The organism is Sphingobium sp. ba1 (assembly GCF_000743655.1).
In the GTDB taxonomy this organism is placed as follows: domain Bacteria; phylum Pseudomonadota; class Alphaproteobacteria; order Sphingomonadales; family Sphingomonadaceae; genus Sphingobium.
This window is the reverse complement of record NZ_JPPQ01000069.1, coordinates 2,060,474-2,078,238: the sequence shown is the minus strand read 5'-3', so window position 1 is coordinate 2,078,238 and position 17,765 is coordinate 2,060,474. Positions and strand designations below refer to the sequence as shown.

General features: G+C 63.6%; 20 protein-coding genes and 1 tRNA gene. 12 read left to right on the top strand and 9 right to left on the bottom strand.

Translation table 11 applies throughout. The annotated features are described in order from the left end of the window. Positions 1 to 92: 92 nt before the first annotated feature. Positions 93 to 878, bottom strand: a complete 786-nt coding sequence (locus tag IL54_RS13150) for a TerC family protein (RefSeq protein ID WP_076605509.1) — start codon at positions 876 to 878, stop codon at positions 93 to 95. A 142-nt stretch (positions 879 to 1,020) separates the two neighbouring features. On the opposite strand from IL54_RS13150, the gene IL54_RS13145 reads away from it, so the two are divergent. The 3 genes from IL54_RS13145 (at position 1,021) to IL54_RS13135 (ending at position 5,285) form a co-directional block, all read left to right on the top strand. Continuing rightward, a complete protein-coding gene (locus IL54_RS13145; RefSeq protein ID WP_156106211.1) occupies positions 1,021 to 1,947 on the top strand; it encodes a hypothetical protein in 927 nt (308 codons plus the stop codon). Between the two features lie 106 nt (positions 1,948 to 2,053). Beyond that, positions 2,054 to 3,070 carry a class 1 fructose-bisphosphatase gene (locus tag IL54_RS13140; RefSeq protein ID WP_037476253.1) on the top strand — a complete coding sequence of 339 codons (1,017 nt, stop codon included), beginning with the start codon at positions 2,054 to 2,056 and terminating at the stop codon, positions 3,068 to 3,070. Positions 3,071 to 3,443: 373 nt separating this feature from the next. Further along, positions 3,444 to 5,285, top strand: coding sequence for an acyltransferase family protein (locus IL54_RS13135; protein ID WP_037478636.1), 1,842 nt, complete (start codon positions 3,444 to 3,446; stop codon positions 5,283 to 5,285). Here IL54_RS13135 and IL54_RS13130 read toward each other — a convergent pair whose 3' ends face one another. After that, positions 5,286 to 6,179, bottom strand: coding sequence for an N-formylglutamate amidohydrolase (locus IL54_RS13130; RefSeq protein WP_037476252.1), 894 nt, complete (start codon positions 6,177 to 6,179; stop codon positions 5,286 to 5,288). Positions 6,180 to 6,302: 123 nt separating this feature from the next. On the opposite strand from IL54_RS13130, the gene cpdR reads away from it, so the two are divergent. Next, entirely contained in the window at positions 6,303 to 6,680 is a 378-nt protein-coding gene (gene cpdR / locus IL54_RS13125; protein ID WP_037476250.1) for a cell cycle two-component system response regulator CpdR, read from the top strand. A gap of 4 nt (positions 6,681 to 6,684) precedes the next feature. Here the strand turns inward: cpdR and IL54_RS13120 are convergent, their stop codons facing one another. After that, complete coding sequence (locus IL54_RS13120) at positions 6,685 to 8,016, bottom strand: dicarboxylate/amino acid:cation symporter (RefSeq protein ID WP_037476248.1); 1,332 nt, start codon at positions 8,014 to 8,016, stop codon at positions 6,685 to 6,687. A 128-nt stretch (positions 8,017 to 8,144) separates the two neighbouring features. Between IL54_RS13120 and IL54_RS13115 the strand changes: the two genes are divergently transcribed. Continuing rightward, positions 8,145 to 8,219 (top strand) — tRNA-Val (locus IL54_RS13115). Positions 8,220 to 8,321: 102 nt separating this feature from the next. Beyond that, positions 8,322 to 8,945: a 5'-methylthioadenosine/S-adenosylhomocysteine nucleosidase gene (locus tag IL54_RS13110; RefSeq protein WP_037476246.1), complete on the top strand. Its 624-nt coding sequence runs from the start codon at positions 8,322 to 8,324 to the stop codon at positions 8,943 to 8,945. Here the strand turns inward: IL54_RS13110 and IL54_RS13105 are convergent. From IL54_RS13105 to petA, 4 genes are all read right to left on the bottom strand, one after another. After that, positions 8,942 to 9,478: an adenine phosphoribosyltransferase gene (locus tag IL54_RS13105; RefSeq protein WP_037476244.1), complete on the bottom strand. Its 537-nt coding sequence runs from the start codon at positions 9,476 to 9,478 to the stop codon at positions 8,942 to 8,944. The two genes, IL54_RS13110 and IL54_RS13105, sit on opposite strands and share 4 nt — an antisense overlap. Before the next feature lie 82 nt (positions 9,479 to 9,560). Continuing rightward, positions 9,561 to 10,409, bottom strand: a complete 849-nt coding sequence (locus IL54_RS13100) for a cytochrome c1 (RefSeq protein WP_037476242.1) — start codon at positions 10,407 to 10,409, stop codon at positions 9,561 to 9,563. 14 nt (positions 10,410 to 10,423) lie between these two features. Further along, positions 10,424 to 11,716, bottom strand: a complete 1,293-nt coding sequence (locus tag IL54_RS13095) for a cytochrome b (RefSeq protein ID WP_037476240.1) — start codon at positions 11,714 to 11,716, stop codon at positions 10,424 to 10,426. Between the two features lie 11 nt (positions 11,717 to 11,727). Beyond that, a complete protein-coding gene (petA, locus tag IL54_RS13090; protein WP_037476238.1) occupies positions 11,728 to 12,294 on the bottom strand; it encodes a ubiquinol-cytochrome c reductase iron-sulfur subunit in 567 nt (188 codons plus the stop codon). A gap of 208 nt (positions 12,295 to 12,502) precedes the next feature. On the opposite strand from petA, the gene IL54_RS13085 reads away from it, so the two are divergent. Genes IL54_RS13085 through IL54_RS13075 form a run of 3 tightly spaced genes read left to right on the top strand, consistent with a single transcriptional unit; the run spans position 12,503 to position 14,449 of the window. Further along, the gene (locus tag IL54_RS13085) at positions 12,503 to 12,961 is read left to right on the top strand and encodes a tRNA (cytidine(34)-2'-O)-methyltransferase (RefSeq protein ID WP_037478635.1); all 459 of its coding nucleotides are present in this window, start codon (positions 12,503 to 12,505) and stop codon (positions 12,959 to 12,961) included. Then, positions 12,958 to 13,845: an oxygen-dependent coproporphyrinogen oxidase gene (gene hemF / locus IL54_RS13080; RefSeq protein ID WP_037476237.1), complete on the top strand. Its 888-nt coding sequence runs from the start codon at positions 12,958 to 12,960 to the stop codon at positions 13,843 to 13,845. Before IL54_RS13085 ends, hemF begins: the two co-directional genes overlap by 4 nt. Before the next feature lie 4 nt (positions 13,846 to 13,849). Continuing rightward, complete coding sequence (locus IL54_RS13075; protein WP_037476236.1) at positions 13,850 to 14,449, top strand: GNAT family N-acetyltransferase; 600 nt, start codon at positions 13,850 to 13,852, stop codon at positions 14,447 to 14,449. On the opposite strand, the gene IL54_RS13070 is transcribed toward IL54_RS13075, so the two are convergent. Beyond that, on the bottom strand, positions 14,431 to 15,225 hold the full coding sequence (locus IL54_RS13070) for a glycerophosphoryl diester phosphodiesterase membrane domain-containing protein (RefSeq protein WP_037476235.1): 795 nt from the start codon (positions 15,223 to 15,225) through the stop codon (positions 14,431 to 14,433). The two genes, IL54_RS13075 and IL54_RS13070, sit on opposite strands and share 19 nt — an antisense overlap. Before the next feature lie 77 nt (positions 15,226 to 15,302). Here IL54_RS13070 and lipB point away from each other — a divergent pair, with 77 nt between their 5' ends. The 3 genes from lipB to IL54_RS13055 all read left to right on the top strand — a co-directional run bounded on the left by lipB (position 15,303) and on the right by IL54_RS13055 (position 17,106). Continuing rightward, positions 15,303 to 15,998: a lipoyl(octanoyl) transferase LipB gene (gene lipB, locus IL54_RS13065; protein WP_037476234.1), complete on the top strand. Its 696-nt coding sequence runs from the start codon at positions 15,303 to 15,305 to the stop codon at positions 15,996 to 15,998. A 59-nt stretch (positions 15,999 to 16,057) separates the two neighbouring features. Continuing rightward, positions 16,058 to 16,327 carry a hypothetical protein gene (locus IL54_RS13060; protein WP_037478633.1) on the top strand — a complete coding sequence of 90 codons (270 nt, stop codon included), beginning with the start codon at positions 16,058 to 16,060 and terminating at the stop codon, positions 16,325 to 16,327. 95 nt (positions 16,328 to 16,422) lie between these two features. Further along, the gene (locus tag IL54_RS13055; RefSeq protein WP_037476233.1) at positions 16,423 to 17,106 is read left to right on the top strand and encodes a hypothetical protein; all 684 of its coding nucleotides are present in this window, start codon (positions 16,423 to 16,425) and stop codon (positions 17,104 to 17,106) included. 6 nt (positions 17,107 to 17,112) lie between these two features. Here IL54_RS13055 and queE read toward each other — a convergent pair whose 3' ends face one another. Further along, positions 17,113 to 17,760: a 7-carboxy-7-deazaguanine synthase gene (queE, locus tag IL54_RS13050; protein ID WP_037476232.1), complete on the bottom strand. Its 648-nt coding sequence runs from the start codon at positions 17,758 to 17,760 to the stop codon at positions 17,113 to 17,115. Positions 17,761 to 17,765 lie beyond the last annotated feature (5 nt).

Here is a 17,765-nt window from a genome sequence, read left to right as displayed (position 1 = left end):
CCGCGTCTTCGCAACCGCTTCTACATTACGATTGCCGCGAAAAACCCGACGACGGTGTGAACTTCGCCGCTGTGACCTTAGCAGGCGTGACCTTAGGCCCCGCCCTTCCGCTTCTGCGCGCGCCGCGCAAAGATGTTCAGGCACTCGACCAGCGTCGAGAAAGCCATCGCCGCATAGATATAGCCCTTGGGCACATGCACGCCAAAGCCATCGGCGATCAGCACCGCGCCGATCATCAGCAGGAAGCCGAGCGCCAGCATCACCACGGTCGGGTTCTTGGCTATGAAATTGGCGAGCGGGTCGGCCGCCAGCACCATCGCCGTCACCGCGACCAGCACCGCGATCACCATGATCGCCAGATTGTCGGTCATGCCAACCGCGGTCAGGATCGAATCGAGCGAGAAGATCATGTCGAGCAGGATGATCTGCACGATCGCGCTGCCGAATGTGATGGTGGCGACGCTTTTTTTGTCCAGCACATCGTCGCCGCCCGCCGGATCGACAGTGTGATGGATTTCCTTGGTCGCCTTCCAGATCAGGAACAGGCCGCCGACGATCAGGATCAGGTCGCGCCAGGAAAATTCGGTTTCAAAGGTCGGGGCGCCATATTCGTTCAGCGGACCGCTGATGCCCAGATCGAACACCGGCGCGGTCAGGCCGACGATCCAGGCGATCATCGACAGCAGCACCAACCGCATGCCGAGCGCCAGGCCGATGCCGATGCGCCGCGCCTTCTGGCGCTGCTCGACCGGCAGTTTGTTGGTCAGGATCGATATGAACACCAGGTTGTCGATGCCCAGCACCACTTCCATGACCACCAGCGCAATCAGCGCGGCAATGGCGGTGGGGTCGGTAAAAGCGGCAATCAGACTGTCCATGATGATCCTTCCACGCTGCCATTTGGCACGCCACCGGAACGGTCGATCGCGCGACCGGTTCCCATCAAGATGCACCGTCATCCGCTTGATCGTATGCAGGCACGAGCTTACAGGAGAGCCGGGCAATAAAGGGGGAAATATCGTGCGGCCAATCGTCGGGTTCACCATCATAGCGGCGGCCATGGCGGCCAGTACGCCGGTTGAGGCGGAGGTCTTTGCGATGACCGGCCATTTCCCGGCCCCCTATCGCGCCGTCAGCCTGCTGCGCAGCATCGGCGTCGATCGCATTGCCGGGCGCGACGGCACCGCGCTGGCGCTGGCGATCGAACAGAAATTAAGCCGCGCCGGGCCGGATGGACGCCCCTATTATGCCGTCATCGCCCTGTCGCGGCGCGGCCCCGACGCCGATGGCATCATCACCGGCCTTGCCGATGCCAGCGTGCGCGAAACCAATGTGAAGCGGCAGGTCGAAGTCTGTGCCGAGGGCACAGAGCAGAAATGCACGAAGAAGGAGAAGGTCGAGGCGCTGTGCCTGCAGGAAACGGTAACCTTCGCCCCGACCTTGCGGATCGCCCGCGTCACAGACGGCCAGATCCTCTATAGCGAAACCCGCACGCAAACCGACACCATCGTCACCTGCCCCCAGGACAAGTCCAAGCGCACCCCGCGCCAGAGCATCGATCGCATGGTCCGCACCGCTGCGGACCGGCTGGCCGACGACATCATCCCGCGCCACGAAAATTACCGCATCCGCCTGCGCGAAGAACGCGACGGGATGGACAAGGCCATGGCCCAGCGCTTCCGCGACAGCATCAAATCGTCGCAGCGCGATCCGGTCGCCGCCTGCGGCGAATGGGCGGCGATGGACGGCGACCGGCCGGGCCATCCCTCGCTCCTGTTCAACCTTGGCCTCTGCGCCGAACGCGATGGCGACTATGCCGGCGCGGAACGCCTCTATGCCCAAGCGGGACAGGCGGCGCGCGGTGGCGCTTTTGCCGAAGGGGTAGAACGGGTCCGCGCCCTTGCGGTGGGCCGCGCCGACGCTGCGGCGCGGGCGCGCGGCGAGTGACGCGGCGGCTGGACTTGACGGGGCGACTCCCGTAGCGAAGGCGCGTTCCGATTTTCAAGCGCCGCGGCGTCCTGTCGCGGCCCCTGCCCTTTACGAAAGGCGGCCCATGGCAAGAACCACCCTCACCCGTTTCCTGATCGAACAACAGCGCTTGGCCGAAGCCCTGCCCGCCGAATTGCGCCTGCTGATCGAAACCGTGGCGCGCGCGTGCAAGACGATCAGCCATGCCGTCAGCAAGGGCGCGCTGGGCGAAGTGCTGGGCAGCCTGGACAGCGAAAATGTGCAGGGCGAGGTCCAGAAGAAGCTGGACGTGATCGCCAATGAAATGCTGCTCGATGCCAATGAATGGGGCGGCCATCTCGCCGCCATGGCGTCGGAAGAGATGGAGACGATCCACCGCATCCCCAATCGCTATCCCAAGGGCGAATATCTGCTGCTGTTCGATCCGATCGACGGGTCCAGCAATATCGACGTCGACCTGTCGGTCGGCACGATCTTCTCCGTTCTCAAAGCGCCCGACGAATGCGCGGGTCGTGAAGTGACGGAGGAGGATTTCCTGCAGGATGGCCGGGCACAGGTCGCGGCGGGCTATGCCATTTACGGGCCGCAAACCTTGCTGGTGCTGAGCGTCGGCACCGGCGTCTATGAATTCACGCTCGACCGCGAAGTCGGCAGCTGGGTGATGACCGACGCCAATATGCAAATGCCGCAGGGCAAGTGCGAATTTGCCATCAACATGTCCAACCGCCGCCAATGGTCGCCCGCCGTGGCCCGCTATGTCGAAGAGCGCGTGATGGGTGGCGCAGGGCCATGCGGCCAGGATTACAATATGCGCTGGACCGCCTCCATGGTGGCGGACGTGCATCGCATCCTCAAGCGCGGCGGGATCTTCCTCTATCCTTATGATCACCGCAATCCGGGCAAGGCCAAGCTGCGGCTGATGTATGAAGCCAATCCCATGAGCTATCTGATCGAGCAGGCGGGCGGCGCGTCGAGCGACGGGTTCCAGCCGATCATGGACGTGCCCGCGACCAGCCTGCACCAGCGCGTCGGCGTCGTGTTGGGCGACCGCGCCGAAGTGGAAGCCGTGGTCGCTTATGGCCGCGAGATGGCAACCGCATAGAAGATAAGAAAATGGGGGAGAGCGCACTCAAGCGCTCGATCCCCCAACTATGCCCCGCCTGCCGGTCTTACCGGCGGCCCCTCTCCAGAAACATGTTATATGGCGCGGCAACAGCGAGGGATGCCTAGCCCAAGCCGCAGACAAAAAAAAGGCTGATCGTGAGACCAGCCTGAAAAGTTTAGGAGAGGATGCCTGAAAGGCACAGTCTTAGTGCCAGCCGGGCGTATTCTTCGCAAATGCGAAGGGTGAAGCTGCAATTGCGTAAACTGCAATCGTGTCCCGCGTCCTCGCCGCGAATCGGGTAAAGCAAATATCAGGGCTTTGGGCGTAGGCCCGCGCCATGCATGGAAAGGCAGAACAGATAGGCGCGCGCATGACCCGGCCCCACCGCCGCGACATTGACGGCCTGCGCGCGCTCGCTATCCTGCCGGTCTTGTTCTTCCACGCCCATGTGCCGGGCTTTTCGGGCGGCTATGTCGGCGTCGACATCTTCTTCGTGATTTCGGGCTATCTGATCACCGGCATCATCGCCCGCGACGTCGATGACGGCCGCTTCTCGCTGCTCCGCTTCTATGAGCGGCGCTTCCGGCGAATCATGCCCGCCCTCGCCCTGATGATCCTCGCCGTGCTGGGCCTGGCAGCCTGGCTCTATCTGCCCGGCGATCTGGAGGGCATACCCAAATCCGCGCTGGCCGCAACGCTGTTTGTCTCCAACCTGTGGTTCTTCACCGACACCGGCTATTTTGCCGGCGGTGCGGACGTGAAGCCCCTGCTCCAGACCTGGTCGCTGGCGGTGGAGGAGCAATATTATATCGGCTTCCCGATCCTGCTGATGCTGCTCGCCCGCTTCGGAACGCGCGCGCGTGCAGGCGTCGTGGCGGCCATCGGGATCGCATCGCTGACCCTGTGCATAGTCATGCAGCGAGACACGACGGGCTTCGCCTTCTACCTGCTCCCCACCCGCGCCTGGGAATTACTCGCGGGCGCGCTCCTGGCACTGGGGGTCGTTCCGGCAATCCGGGCGCGCTGGCTGCGCGAAGCCGTCGCTTGGGCTGGCCTGTTGGCGATCGGCAGTGCGGTCCTCCTCTATGACCGCAACACGCTATTCCCCGGCGTCGCGGCCCTGGCCCCCGTGCTGGGCGCAATGGCGCTGCTCCACAGCGCGCCGGGGACGAGCGCGGGTCGCATCCTCGCCCTGCCCCCGCTGGTCGGCATAGGCCTGATCTCCTACTCGCTCTATCTGTGGCACTGGCCGCTGATCGTCTTCACCGAATATGCGACCGACCTGCCGCTTTCGGGCGGAACCCAGCTCGCCGTCATCGCCGCATCGCTGGCTATCGCCTGCCTGTCCTGGCGCTTCGTCGAACAACCCTTCCGCGATTCGGCCCGCATGCCGCCCCGCACCATCTTCCGCTTCACCGGCGCGGCAATGGCGCTGCTCTGCGCGCTGTCGCTGGCCCTGCTGGCGATGGGACCATGGCCATCGCGATTTTCGTCCACCGTTCTGGCGCAGATCGCCGGGCGCAACGACATCAGCCCGGATCGCAAGCGCTGCCACGACAACTATATGCGTGGCGCCAAACCCTGCGTCCTGGGCGCGCCCGTCCGGCCCGACGCCATGCTGTGGGGCGACAGTCATGGCGTGGAACTGGCGCATGTGCTGGCGCAGGACGCGCGCGCACAGGGCCAATCGCTGATCGAGCGGACGACGTCGAGTTGCCCTCCCTTGTTGGGTTATGAGGCGAAGGATGCCCGTTGCGCCGCCGCCAACCGGGCCGCTTTCGACGCAATCCGCGCCGATCCGGGGCTACGCCGCATCTACCTCGCCGCCTTCTGGGCCAATGGTACATTTGACGATCCTGCTTTCGTGGCGAAACTCGACCGCACCATCGCCGCCATCCGGGCCGAAGGGCGGGAGGTCGTGCTGATCGGCGCAGTTCCGCCTCAACCCTTCGACGTGCCACGCCACCTCGCCCATCTGGCGCGCGCCGACATGCTCGGCAACGCACAGGGGATAGAGCGGGCGCAAGTAGAATCGCGCATCGTCAATCTCCGCGCACTCTTCTCGCGCTGGCAGGCGCAGGGTGTGACGCTGATCGACCCCGTAGCGCGGCTATGCGACGCGCGCGTTTGCGCCATCGAGCGGAACGGCCAGCCCCTCTACTTCGATTCGCACCATCTGAGCGTTGCCGGCGCGCGGGCTGTCATTGGCTGATCATTCCGCCGCCAGCGCATAGTCGGCACGCGGCAGTTCGACCGCCAACGCCTGGGCAATCGCCTGCACCAGCACGCGCATCCGCGCGACCCCCGGCCCCGGCCGGTCCAATGTCGCATCCAGGTAGAGCGTCCGGTCGATCTCGATCTGCAGCGCATGCAGATCGCGCTCCGGTCGCCCATGCCGTTCGATCAGATAATCGCCCGCATAGGGGCTATTGATCGCCACCAGCATGTCGTGCCCCGCCGCCACATCGGCTGCGAGCGTCGTCAAGCGGCTCGATGCGCTGCGCCCGAACCGGTCGCCCAGCACCAGCCCTGGCGCGGGACAGCCCGGCGCGGGCGGCGGCAGCGGGGGCATGGAATGCAGGTCGATCAGAATGGCATGGCCATGGGCATCCCGCGCCGCCGCCATCAATTGCGCGAGTGTCGCATGATAGGGCCGGTGGACCATATCGATCCGCCGCTGCACCTCCGCCCAGCTGATCGGTCCGCGCCACAATTCCGGCGCGCCGGGCAAACGACGCGGCAGCAGGCCAAGCCCGCCACGCAGTTTCGCGCTTGTTTGCAAGGCCACCATATGGGGCAGGTCGGAGAGCATCGCCGGATCGACCTCCCGGTCATGCCGGTTAAGGTCGATCAACGCACGCGGCGCGCGCGCCACCAGCACAGTGAAGCCCTGCGCTATCAGCGGATGCACCAACAGGTCGACCCAGCGATCCTCCAGCCGCCGCAGCATTTCCGGCCGGACGCGCGCCTGCGCCAGCAAGGCCGGCGGATAGAGCCGTCCGGCATGGGGGACGGACAGGATAAGCGGGCGATCGGGAATCGCGGGGCCATAAAGATCGAAGGCCGGGTCGCTGTGCGTCGGCGCGCGCGGCGGGCTGTCGTCCAATGGCGCTCCTTTCAACGATCCGGGCAAAAATCGTGGCTTGGCTGGATAATATTTACACCTTGTCGCATATATCACGGCTTCGCGCCACCCGTGGGGGTCGCGGAGGATATGAGAGTGGGGGCGATGGTTCGCATATTATTGGCCGAAGACGATGAGAGCATGCGCGTCTATCTGGCCCGCGCGCTGGAACGGTCGGGATATGAGGTCGTCGCGGTCTCGACGGGGACAGAGGCGGTGCCGCATATCCGCACCGACCGGTTCGACCTGTTGCTGACCGATATCGTCATGCCGGAAATGGACGGCATCGAACTGGCCCAGCATGCCGCATCAGTGGCACCGGACATGCGAATCATGTTCATCACCGGCTTTGCCGCCGTCACCTTGCGCGCGGGCAAGGCTGTGCCGCAGGCCAAGGTCTTGTCCAAGCCCTTCCACCTGCGCGACCTGGTGCTGGAGGTCGAGCGGATGTTCAGCAGCGAAAGCCTGACCGGACTGACGTGATCCTCTAGTCGGGGACGACTTCTTCCATGTCGGGCGTGGGATCGAGCGCGATCCCGGCCATCGCGGCATTGAACCGCTCGCGGTCCAATCCCTTTTCCCAGGCCGAGACGACCACGGTCGCCACGGCATTGCCGATGAAGTTGGTGAGACTGCGGCATTCGCTCATGAAGCGATCGACGCCCAAAATCAGCGTCATGCCCGCGACCGGCACCGTCGGCACGATCGACAGCGTGGCGGCCAATGTGATGAAGCCCGCCCCTGTCACCCCGGCCGCGCCCTTGGACGAGATCATCGCCACCAACAGCAGCAATATCTGCTGCTCCAGGCTGATATCGACATTGCAGGCCTGCGCGATGAACAGCGCTGCCAGCGTCATGTAGATATTGGTGCCGTCGAGATTGAAGCTGTAACCCGTAGGCACGACCAACCCGACCACGGACTTGCGGCACCCGGCCCGCTCCATTTTCTCGATGAGGCTGGGTAAGGCCGCCTCGGACGAGGATGTCCCAAGGACCAGGAGCAGTTCGGCCTTCAAATAGCGGATCAGATGAAGGATATTGAAACCCACCGCCCAGCAAACACCACCCAGCACGACCAGCACGAACAGCAGCGACGTCAGATAGAAGGTCGCGACCAGCCCGGCTAGGTTGGCGAGCGTCCCGACGCCATATTCGCCGATGGTGAAGGCCATTGCCCCGAACGCCCCGATCGGTGCGGCTTTCATCAGGATGGACACCAGCTTGAACACCGCATGGCTGGCGGATTCGAGCACGGTCATCAGCGGCGCGGCCTTGTCGCCGATCAGAGTTAGCGCGATCCCGAACAGGATCGCCACGAACAGCACCTGCAGGATATTGCCGTCCGCCACCGCCGACACCATGGTCGCCGGAATGATGTTTATCAGGAAGCCGGTCAGGCTGCTCTCATGCGCCTTGCTGGCATAGTCGGCGACTTGATTAGCATCGAGCGTCGCCGGATCGATGTTGAGCCCAGCGCCGGGTTGCACGACATTGGCAACGATTAGGCCCACGATCAGCGCCAGCGTCGAAAAGGTCAGGAAATAGCCAAAGGCCTTGGCAGCGACCCGGCCGATCGCACCCAGTTCCTTCATGCCCGCAATGCCAGTGACGATGGTCAGGAAAATGACCGGCGCGATGATCATCTTCACCAACTTGATGAAGGCCTCGCCCAAGGGCTTGAGCTGGACCCCGGCGTCAGGAAAGAAATGGCCGATCGTCACACCCAGCGCGATGGCGATCAGCACCTGGACATAAAGCTGCCGGTACCAGGGCAGGCGCGGCGTCGTCTGAATTGGCGAGGATGGCGATGGCAGCATAAGTTTTGGCGTCCCCCTGTTTGCGCCGCAGCATATGGGCCGCTCCTGCGCTGTCAAGAAGAATATCAGAGCCGGGCATTTTCCTGCTTGCACCATCCGATTCGCCCGGCTAAAGGCCCAACTCCCGTGGGCGTGTAGCTCAGTGGTAGAGCACTGTGTTGACATCGCAGGGGTCGCAAGTTCAATCCTTGCCACGCCCACCATGACAAAGCCCGTCACCTGTTTTCAGGTGGCGGGCTTTCTCTTTTGCGGTGTCGCTGCCGCCGGGCTATGGGCGTTGCGGCATGGGCAAGGGGCGAACAGAGATGGCAGGCTGCGAGATCGTTTCGGGCAAGCGCCTGCTGTTCGTGATGGCGGCGGAAGCGGAATATGGACCGCATTTGCGTAGCCGGTTCACCCCGCTGATGACGGGCGTGGGGCCGGTCGAAGCAGCGCTGGTGACCGGGATCGCCCTTCAGGATATGGCGCGTGAGAATACGCTTCCCGATCTGGTCGTCTGCCTCGGTTCGGCCGGATCGCGAATCTGCGGCTTGGGCGAAGTGGTGCAGGTCGCCAGTGTCTCCTGGCGTGACATGGATGCTTCGCGCTTGGGCTTTACCAAAGGCGTGACGCCCTTTGTCGATCATCCCGTTGATGTCCCGCTGGCAACGCCGCTCGCGATGCCCACTGTGCGGCTTTCGACCGGCGCGAATATCGTCGGGGGTGAGGAATATGCCGCGATCGACGCCGATATGGTCGATATGGAGACCTTTGCGGTGGCGCGGGCCTGCGCCCACTTCGCCGTGCCACTGATGGGCTTGCGCGGCATTTCCGATGGACCGGGCGAACTCGCCCATATCCACGGCTGGATGGAATTGCTGGAATTGCTGGACGAACGGCTCGCCGCAGCGGTGGACCTGCTGCCGGAGGCCCTGACCAAAGACCTTTAGTCGCCGTCGAACGCGATGATCGCCTGCGCGGCGATGCCGTCGGCTTCCAGCGCCGCCATCCCGCCAAGATCGGGCAGGTCGATCGCGAAAAGCGCCATCAACACGCTCGCCCCCTGCTCACGCAGCAATTGCGCAGCGGCGAGCGCGGTGCCGCCCGTGGCGATCAAATCATCGACCAAGAGAACGCGCGTGTCCGCTGGAACCTGTCCTTCATGCAGTTCCAGCCGATCCGTGCCATATTCCAACACATAGTCGATGCCGACCGTCTTGCCCGGCAGCTTGCCCGCCTTGCGCACCGGCACGAAGCCCTTGCCCAAGGCCAGCGCGAGCGCGGCACCCAGGATGAAGCCGCGCGCTTCGATGCCGACGATCAAGTCAGGATCGAGCGGCCGCGCGATCGACGCCATGCGCTCGACCAGTTCCGCCAGCCCTGCGCCATCCGCCAACAAGGTCGTGACATCACGAAACTGGATGCCGGGTTTGGGAAAATCGGGGATCGTGCGGACGAGGCCCGCCAGCGTGTCGATGCTCATGCCGTCTCCATAAGGAAAGAGGGCGCGGTTCCCAGATGAAACCGCGCCCTCTTCATAATCCTTGCTCTTGCGGACCGACCTGTCAGGCCGCCTTCTTCTTCTCCGCCCAGATATTCTGGTAGGACATATAGGCCAGACCCGTGGCGATCAGCAGGAAGATGATCGTCGCCAGACCCGCACGGCGGCGGTTTTCGAGCTTGGGCTCGGCAGTCCAGGTCAGGAAGGCCGAAACGTCCTTCGCCATCTGGTCCACCGTCGGCTTGGTGCCGTCGCTATAGGTCACCTGGCCTTCGGCCGTCAGCGGCGGCGCCATGGCGAGGTTCAAGTTCGCGAAATAGGGGTTGTAGTGCAGCCCTTCCGGCGTCTTGGAATCCGGGAACTCCTTGAGCAGCGCAGCGGGTTGCGCCTGATAGCCGGTCAGCAGCGAATAGACATAGGCGCTGCCATGATGGCGAGCCTTGGTCATCAGCGACAGGTCTGGCGGGATCGCATTGTTGTTCGCCGCAGCCGCCGCGACATTGTTCGCGAAGGGCTTGGGGAAATAGTCCGCCGGCATCGGCTCACGGGTCGATGCTTCGCCCGTTGCGGGATCGACCGAGGGAGCCTTGATCGCCCACTGCTTGGCGATCGCCTTCACTTCGGCTTCGTTATAGCCAAGCGCTTCGAGATCGCGGAACGCAACGAACTTCAGGCTGTGGCAGGCCGAGCAGACTTCCTTGTAAACCTGGAAGCCGCGCTGCAGCTGCTGCTTGTCATAATGGCCAAGTGGTCCGTCGAACGAGAAGGCCACATGCTTGGGAAGCTCGTGAAAGGCCTTTTCCACAGTGGGGACCGGGGGTTCGGAGACATAGGCCACCGCCCCCATGAGGAAGGAGACCAGCAGCCAGCCCGCGAAGAAGAGGCCGACGAGAAATGCGCCGATGCGTACCATGTTACGTCTACCCCTTATTCGGCCGGGACCGCGACGGTTGCGCCGTCGGTCTTGCCATATTTCGCCAGCACGGCCTCGGTGATCGAACCGGGCAACGGCAGCGGCTTTTCAAAGCGCGAGATCAGCGGAAGGATGATCAGGAAGTGCGCGAAATAATAGGCCGACGCGACCTGCGAGATCATCACGAAAGGCTCTTCAGCCGGCGCGCCGCCGCAATAGCCCAGGATCAACACGTCGAGGATCAGGATCCAGAAGAACTTGTTGAAGGTGGGCCGATACTTGCCCGACCGCACCGGCGAGGTGTCGAGCCAGGGCAGGAAGAAGAGCAGCAGGATCGATGCGAACATCGCCAACACGCCCAGCAGCTTGGCGGGGACGAAGAAGAAGTCCACGGTGAAGGCGCGCAGGATCGCGTAGAAGGGCCAGAAATACCATTCCGGCACGATATGCGCGGGCGTCGAGAGCGGGTTCGCCTCGATATAGTTGTCCGGGTGGCCCAGGAAGTTGGGTGCGAAGAACAGCAGGGTGCAGAAGGCGATCAGGAAGATGCCCGCGCCGAAGCCGTCCTTGGCCGTGTAATAGGGATGGAACGGCACAGTGTCCTGCGGCCCCTTCACTTCCACGCCGGTCGGGTTCGAGGAACCGGGAATATGCAGCGCCCAGATATGCAGGATGATGACCCCGGCAATCACGAACGGCAGCAGGAAGTGCAGCGAGAAGAAACGGTTGAGCGAGGCGTTGCCAGGGGCAAAGCCGCCCAGCAGCCAGGTCTGGATCGGTTCGCCGACGACCGGGATCGCGCCGAACAGGCCGGTGATCACCTTCGCGCCCCAATAGGACATCTGACCCCAGGGCAGCACATAGCCCATGAAAGCGGTCGCCATCATCAGCAGGAAGATGACGAGGCCAAGCAGCCATACCATCTCGCGAGGCGCCTTGTAGGAGCCGAAATAGAGGCCGCGGAAGATGTGGAGATAGACGACGATAAAGAAGAAGCTGGCCCCGTTGGCGTGGGCATAGCGCATCAGCCAGCCCGCATTGACGTCGCGCATCGTCTGTTCGACGGTGCTGAACGCCACCAGGTCATTGGCACCATAATGCATCGCCAGGACGACGCCGGTGATGATCTGGATCATCAAGGCGAGGCCGGCCAGGACGCCGAAGTTCCAGAAATAATTGAGATTGCGCGGAACGGGATAGCCCGCACCCACAGCGTTATAGGCAAGACGCGGAAGCGGCAGCTTCTCGTCGATCCACACCATCACCGGATTTTTCGGCGTATATTGCTCAGCCCAGGGAAAGCTCATCGTTTCTTACCTCAGCCTACGAGAATGGCGGTGTCGGAAGTGAAGCTGAACTTCGGCACTTCCAGGTTGGTCGGCGCGGGGCCTTTACGGATGCGCGCGGCGGTGTCGTAGGACGAACCATGGCAGGGGCAGAAATAGCCGCCATATTCGCCCTTATTCTCACCTTCGCCAGCGCCCAGCGGCACGCAGCCCAGATGCGTGCAGACACCCATGGTCACCAGCCACTGCTTCTTGCCATCGACCGTGCGCTCTTCGAGCGTCTGCGGATCGCGCAGCGTGGAAGGATCGACCTTGTCGGCTTCGGCGATTTCCTTTTCCGTCAGCTGGCGCACGAACAGCGGCTGGCTGCGGAATGTCGTCTTGATCGCCTGCCCCGGCTGGATCGCCGAGAGATCGACTTCCGTCGATGCCAGCGCCAGCACGTCCGCGCTGGGGTTCATCTGGTCGATCAGCGGCAGCACGACGGCAACCGCGCCGACCCCTGCAAAACTCACCGCAGCGATATTGATGAAGTCGCGACGGCGGACCCCATCTTCGCCGGGTAGACCCGTGCTGTCTGTATGTTCAACGCTGGCCATGCACCTCAACCCTTGCAAGAACGTCCCTGGTCCCGCCGCAATGCCGTGAACGGCCCTGTTTATCAAGGGTGATGGGTAACCATATGATATGGCCCCCGCCGTCCCCCCGGCGTGGTTCGCGGGCCTGATAACCCCAGTGCGCGCTCTTTGCCAACAGCAAAGTCACGCAAGCTATGACAATTTGCCGCAGTGCATTATGGGCTCCCTCATGCGTATCGCCCTTTATCAGCCCGAAATCGCCGGCAATGTCGGTGCCATCCTGCGTCTGGCGGCCTGTTTCGCGGTGCCCGTGGACATAATCATGCCGACCGGATTCGCCTTTTCCGATGCCCGCCTGAAACGCGCGGCGATGGACTATGGTGCAGCGGCGGAGGTCGTGCGGCACGCCAATTTCGACGCCTTCGATGCGGATCGGCGCGCCAACGGCCGCCGCCTGCTGCTGCTGAGCAGCCATGCCTCGCAGAGGTTGCCGGACGTTGCATTTCGCGGTGACGATGTGTTGCTGATGGGGTCCGAAAGCGCAGGCGTCCCCGATGCCGTGCGGGATATGGCCGATATCCGGGTGCGGATTCCCATGGCACCGGGCTTTCGATCCTTGAACATCGCCGTTTCCACGGGCATCGCCGTCGCCGAAGCCCTGCGCCAGACCGGAAAGTTCCCGCAATGACCCCCGCTCCCACACCTATCGTTCCCTTCACCCTCGATTCCCGCCAGCAGGCCGCCCGCGCCTGGTTCGAATCGCTCCGGGACCGGATCTGTGCCGCGTTCGAAGCGATCGAGCGGGAGGCAAGCAGCGACGCCAGTTTCGCCTACACCCCCTGGGACCGCGAGGCCGAGGATCAGGCACCGGGCGAAGGCGGCGGTGGCGTGCGCGGGGTGATGAAGGGCAAGGTTTTCGAGAAGGTCGGGGTCAATATCTCGACCGTGGGCGGCGAGTTCGCCCCCGGCTTTGCGCAGAGCATCCATGGCGCGGCAGAGAATCCAGCCTTTTTCGCCACCGGAATCAGCCTGGTCGCGCATATGGCCAATCCGCATGTGCCCGCCGTGCATATGAATACGCGCTATCTGGTGACGACCAAAAGCTGGTTCGGCGGCGGGGCAGACCTCAACCCTCCATTGCCGCGCGAAGAAGATACGGCCTATTTCCATGAAGTGCTCAAGGCCGCATGCGACGCGCATGACCCGGACCATTACCCCCGGTTCAAGGACTGGGCCGACGAGTATTTCTTCATCCCCCATCGCGGCGTCCATCGCGGGGTTGGCGGCATTTTCTATGATCATCTCGAATGTGCGGACGATGCAGCGTTCGACGCGAATTTCGCCTTCACCCGCGCCGTCGGCGACGCCTTTCTCGATGCCTATCCGCCCATCGTGCGGCGGCGCATGGACGAAGCCTGGACCGAAGCGGACTATGCCACGATGCTGGAATGGCGGGGCCGCTATGCCGAATTCAATCTGGTGCATGATCGCGGAACATTGTTCGGCCTCAAGACCGGCGGCAACATCGACGCCATCCTGATGAGCCTGCCGCCGATGGCGAGCTGGAGCTGACGCCATGGCGCTGATCGCGGTCGATCCGGGCATGGTGGCCGCGATCGTCACCCATTTGGAGATGCGCCAAAAGCCGCGCCCTGCGCCGATCCCGCCCTCGCCCCTGCGACTCGTGCGATGGAAGGTGCCAAAGCTCGACAGCTATCGCGCGCTGTTCCGCCGGGTGGGGGAGCCATGGCTTTGGTTTTCGCGGCTGATCATGCCGGACGAATCGCTCGCCGCGATCATCCATGACCCGGCGGTCGAGGTCTATGCCGTCACCGACCCGCGCGGGATCGAGGTCGGATTGCTCGAACTGGATTTCCGCTCGATGCCCGATTGCGAACTGGGCTTTTTCGGGCTGGTGCCGCAACTGAACGGCAAGGGTCACGGACAATGGCTGATGGCGCAGGCCAAGGCGCTCGCCTGGCGCAAGGGCGTCGAGCGTCTATGGGTCCACACCTGCACGCTCGACAGTCCGGCGGCGTTTGGCTTCTATATCAAGGCGGGGTTCGTCGCCTATAAGCGCGAAATCGAGACCTTCGCCGACCCACGCCTCGCCGGGATCTTACCGCGCGACGCAGCGCCCCATGTACCGCTGCTGGATCAGCCAGCGGTCGCCTGACGATAAAGGCGCGCGAGCATCACCAGCATATAGACCTGGATCACCGTGGAGACGATCGCCCCGGCAATCCCGCCAGTCAGCCGCGCGCCGTCAGGCCCTGCAAGCAAGCTGCCCAGCAAACCGAAAATAGACTGCGCCGCCGATGCGACGATGGCGGACAGCAAGGTCAGGATCAGGATGAAGGCCAGCAGCCGCCAGAAATGCCCGCGCGTGAGCGCCCAGGCACGGCGGAGCGATTCCTTGACGCCTGCGCCACTATCCAGAACGACCGGATTGAGCAGCATCAGCCGTACGCTGGCGAAAAGCGCTATGCCGACCATGACGAAGCCGAGCAAAAGCCCAAGCGAGGCACCAGCCGCTTTCGATGCCAGCGAGACGATCACCGCCACCAGGATGATCGTCATCAGCAGGCCGAACAAAGCCCCCAGCACCACCAGCGCGGTACCAAGCAGCACGGGCAGGCGGTTCAGACTGAGCCGAAGCGCCTCCCCCACCGAAATGCCGGGGCGCAGCGCGAGCGCAAACAGGCTGAGCGATCCGAACCAGATCAGGACAATGGCGATCATGAGGGCCACGCCATAGCTGGCCGGGACATCGGGCATCGTGTCCATCTTGGGCGCGAGCGACCATGCGGCCAATTCCGGTGGCGTCATTTCCTGAAGGATGAGGCCAGGCAGCGCCACGAACAGCAGCGCGACGGGAAACAGCAATGTGGCTTCGCGGGCGACGAAGGCCACCGCTTCCTGCCACGCCTTGCCGATCGACATTGTCGCCATATCTTGTAACGCCTGCCCTGTTCCCGGAAATATCGCGGAGACTTGATCGCTCGCAGTCTCCAAGTCAAGGAAGCGTCATGACGGCCCCCCTTCCCTTCCCCGACAGCGTCGAATGGCGCACCGAAACCGCGCCTGTCGATTATCCAACGGCGCTAGCCGAGATGGAGGCGCGCGCTGCCGCGATCTACGTCGGCGGGGCGCGCGAACGGGTGTGGCTGCTGGAACATGCGCCGCTCTACACCGCCGGAACCAGCGCAGACCCGGCAGAACTGATCGACGCGCGCTTCCCGGTCTATGATGCCGGACGCGGCGGCCGCTACACCTATCATGGGCCGGGGCAGCGGATCGGCTATCTCAACATCAACCTCGGCGAACGCGGCAAGGATGTCCGCAATTTCGTGCATCATCTCGAAGGCTGGATGATCGCGGCGCTTGGCGATCTTGACATAGCGGCGCGGCGGGCGGACGGGCGGATCGGCATCTGGACCGATGACCGCGACGGACGGGAGGCCAAGATCGGCGCGCTGGGCATCCGGGTGCGGCGCTGGGTGACGCTCCATGGTTTTGCCATCAATGTCGATCCTGACCTCAGCCATTTTACCGGCATCGTGCCATGCGGGATCAGCGATTATCCCGTGACCAGCATCGCCGCGCTGGGCGGCGACGCCTCCATGGTCGTGCTCGACGCCGCGCTCAAGGCGCATTTCCCTGCCTTTCTCAACCGCTTGTCGCGGTGCGGCACGGGACTTGAGCAATGCGAAGCCGGTCGCTAGGGTCACGCCTTTCGCCGGGCGGGGGATTGCCGGGCATCGATGATCGCAAGGAGACCCGGATGCGCCGCCACATACTTGCCTCCCTGACCCTGTCGCTGCTGCCGCTGGCCGCGTGCGGCGGCGCGGACAAGACCGAGACCAAGGTCGAGATGAAGGACATGGAAGTTGTCGATGGCACCACCAGCGACGCCATGACCGACCTGGACGGAGTGCAGAGCGAAGGCACGGCGATCGCCTCGCCCGGCAACGCGGCCGCCAATACCAGCAGCGCGGCACAACCCGCCGCCGAACCAGCCGGGGCGGAAGCGGAAGTCCTCTCCGACCAATAGGGCTGGCGCAATCATTCAGCCCTGATACAGTCGGCTTAGACACATATTCGGGCGATGCCCATTCATCGCACCCGTTCGTAAAAGGCCCTTATTGCATGACGTTCCGTACCGCGCTGACTGGCCTTGCCCTGGCCGTTGCGCCGATGCTGGCGCAACCCGCCGCCGCCCAATTTTTCTGGTCGCCACCTGACCTGTCCGCCCCGCCCCTGACCGATTCGGCCGCCGCTACCGCGCTTGGCCTGCCGGGGGCTACGGAGGCAGAGATTAAGGCCGGGCTGGTGTGGAACCTGCGCGCGGCGCTCAATGTCGCAGCGCTGCAATGCCAGTTCGAACCCACATTGCTCGCCATCGGCAACTATAACGCGATGATCGCGCATCATGACGCCGAACTGGATGCGGCGCAGGCCGGTATATTGAGCTATTTCCAGCGCACCGTGGGCAAGGGACGGCCGGGGCAGGCCGCGTCCGACCAATATGGTACGCGCATCTATTCGGGCTATTCGACCGTACAGGCGCAAAAGGGCTTTTGCCTGGCGACGGCCGAGGTCGGGCGCAAGGCGATCTTCGCCGATCGGGGCAAGTTGCATGAGGTAGCGCGCAGCGGTCTGGCTTCGATCAAAAAGTCGCTGGTTGCCGCGGGCGAGCAATATTATGGCACGCCGGGCTATGACTATGTGACCGCCCTGCCCTCCTTCGATCCCAAATGCTGGAAAAAGGGCGTGCTGCAACCCGTCTGCCATCAGGCGTGGAACGACAAGATCGGGGTTGCGAAACCTTAAAACGGATCAGCGCAGGCCCAGATATTTATGGGCCTGCACCGTCAAGCGCCAGCGCGGCCGATCCATGACCAGTGCGATACAGGCGCGGGCATTATCCTGGGCCTGGGGATCATCGAGCGGCTGGAGCAGATGATGGGTGAAGGCCCAAAGCTCCATCGCCGCGACATCGGCGACGCTGTGCCCGCCGCCCGGTTGCGGCCAGACGAGCTTCAACTCATCGCCTGACGTCTGCACGACCTCGCTCCCCGCCTTGGGGCTGATACAGACCCAATCGATAGCGGGATGGACGGGCAGCGTGCCATTGCTTTCGATCGCGATCGTGAATCCGCGCGCGTGGAGCGCCTCGACCAGCGCATCATCCACCTGCAACATCGGCTCGCCGCCGGTCAGAACGATATAGTGGCCCGCCTCGGCCGTGCCCCAAAAGGCAAGCGCGGCATCGGCCAGTGCATCGGCATCGGCGAACTTGCTGCCGCCATCGCCATCGGTGCCGACGAAATCCGTATCGCAAAAGCGGCAGATGGCGGTAGCCCGGTCCTGCTCGCGCCCGCTCCACAAATTGCATCCGGCAAAGCGCAGGAACACCGCGCGCCGCCCGGCCTGCACCCCTTCGCCCTGGAGCGTCAGGAACATTTCCTTGACCGCATAGCTCATCGTGC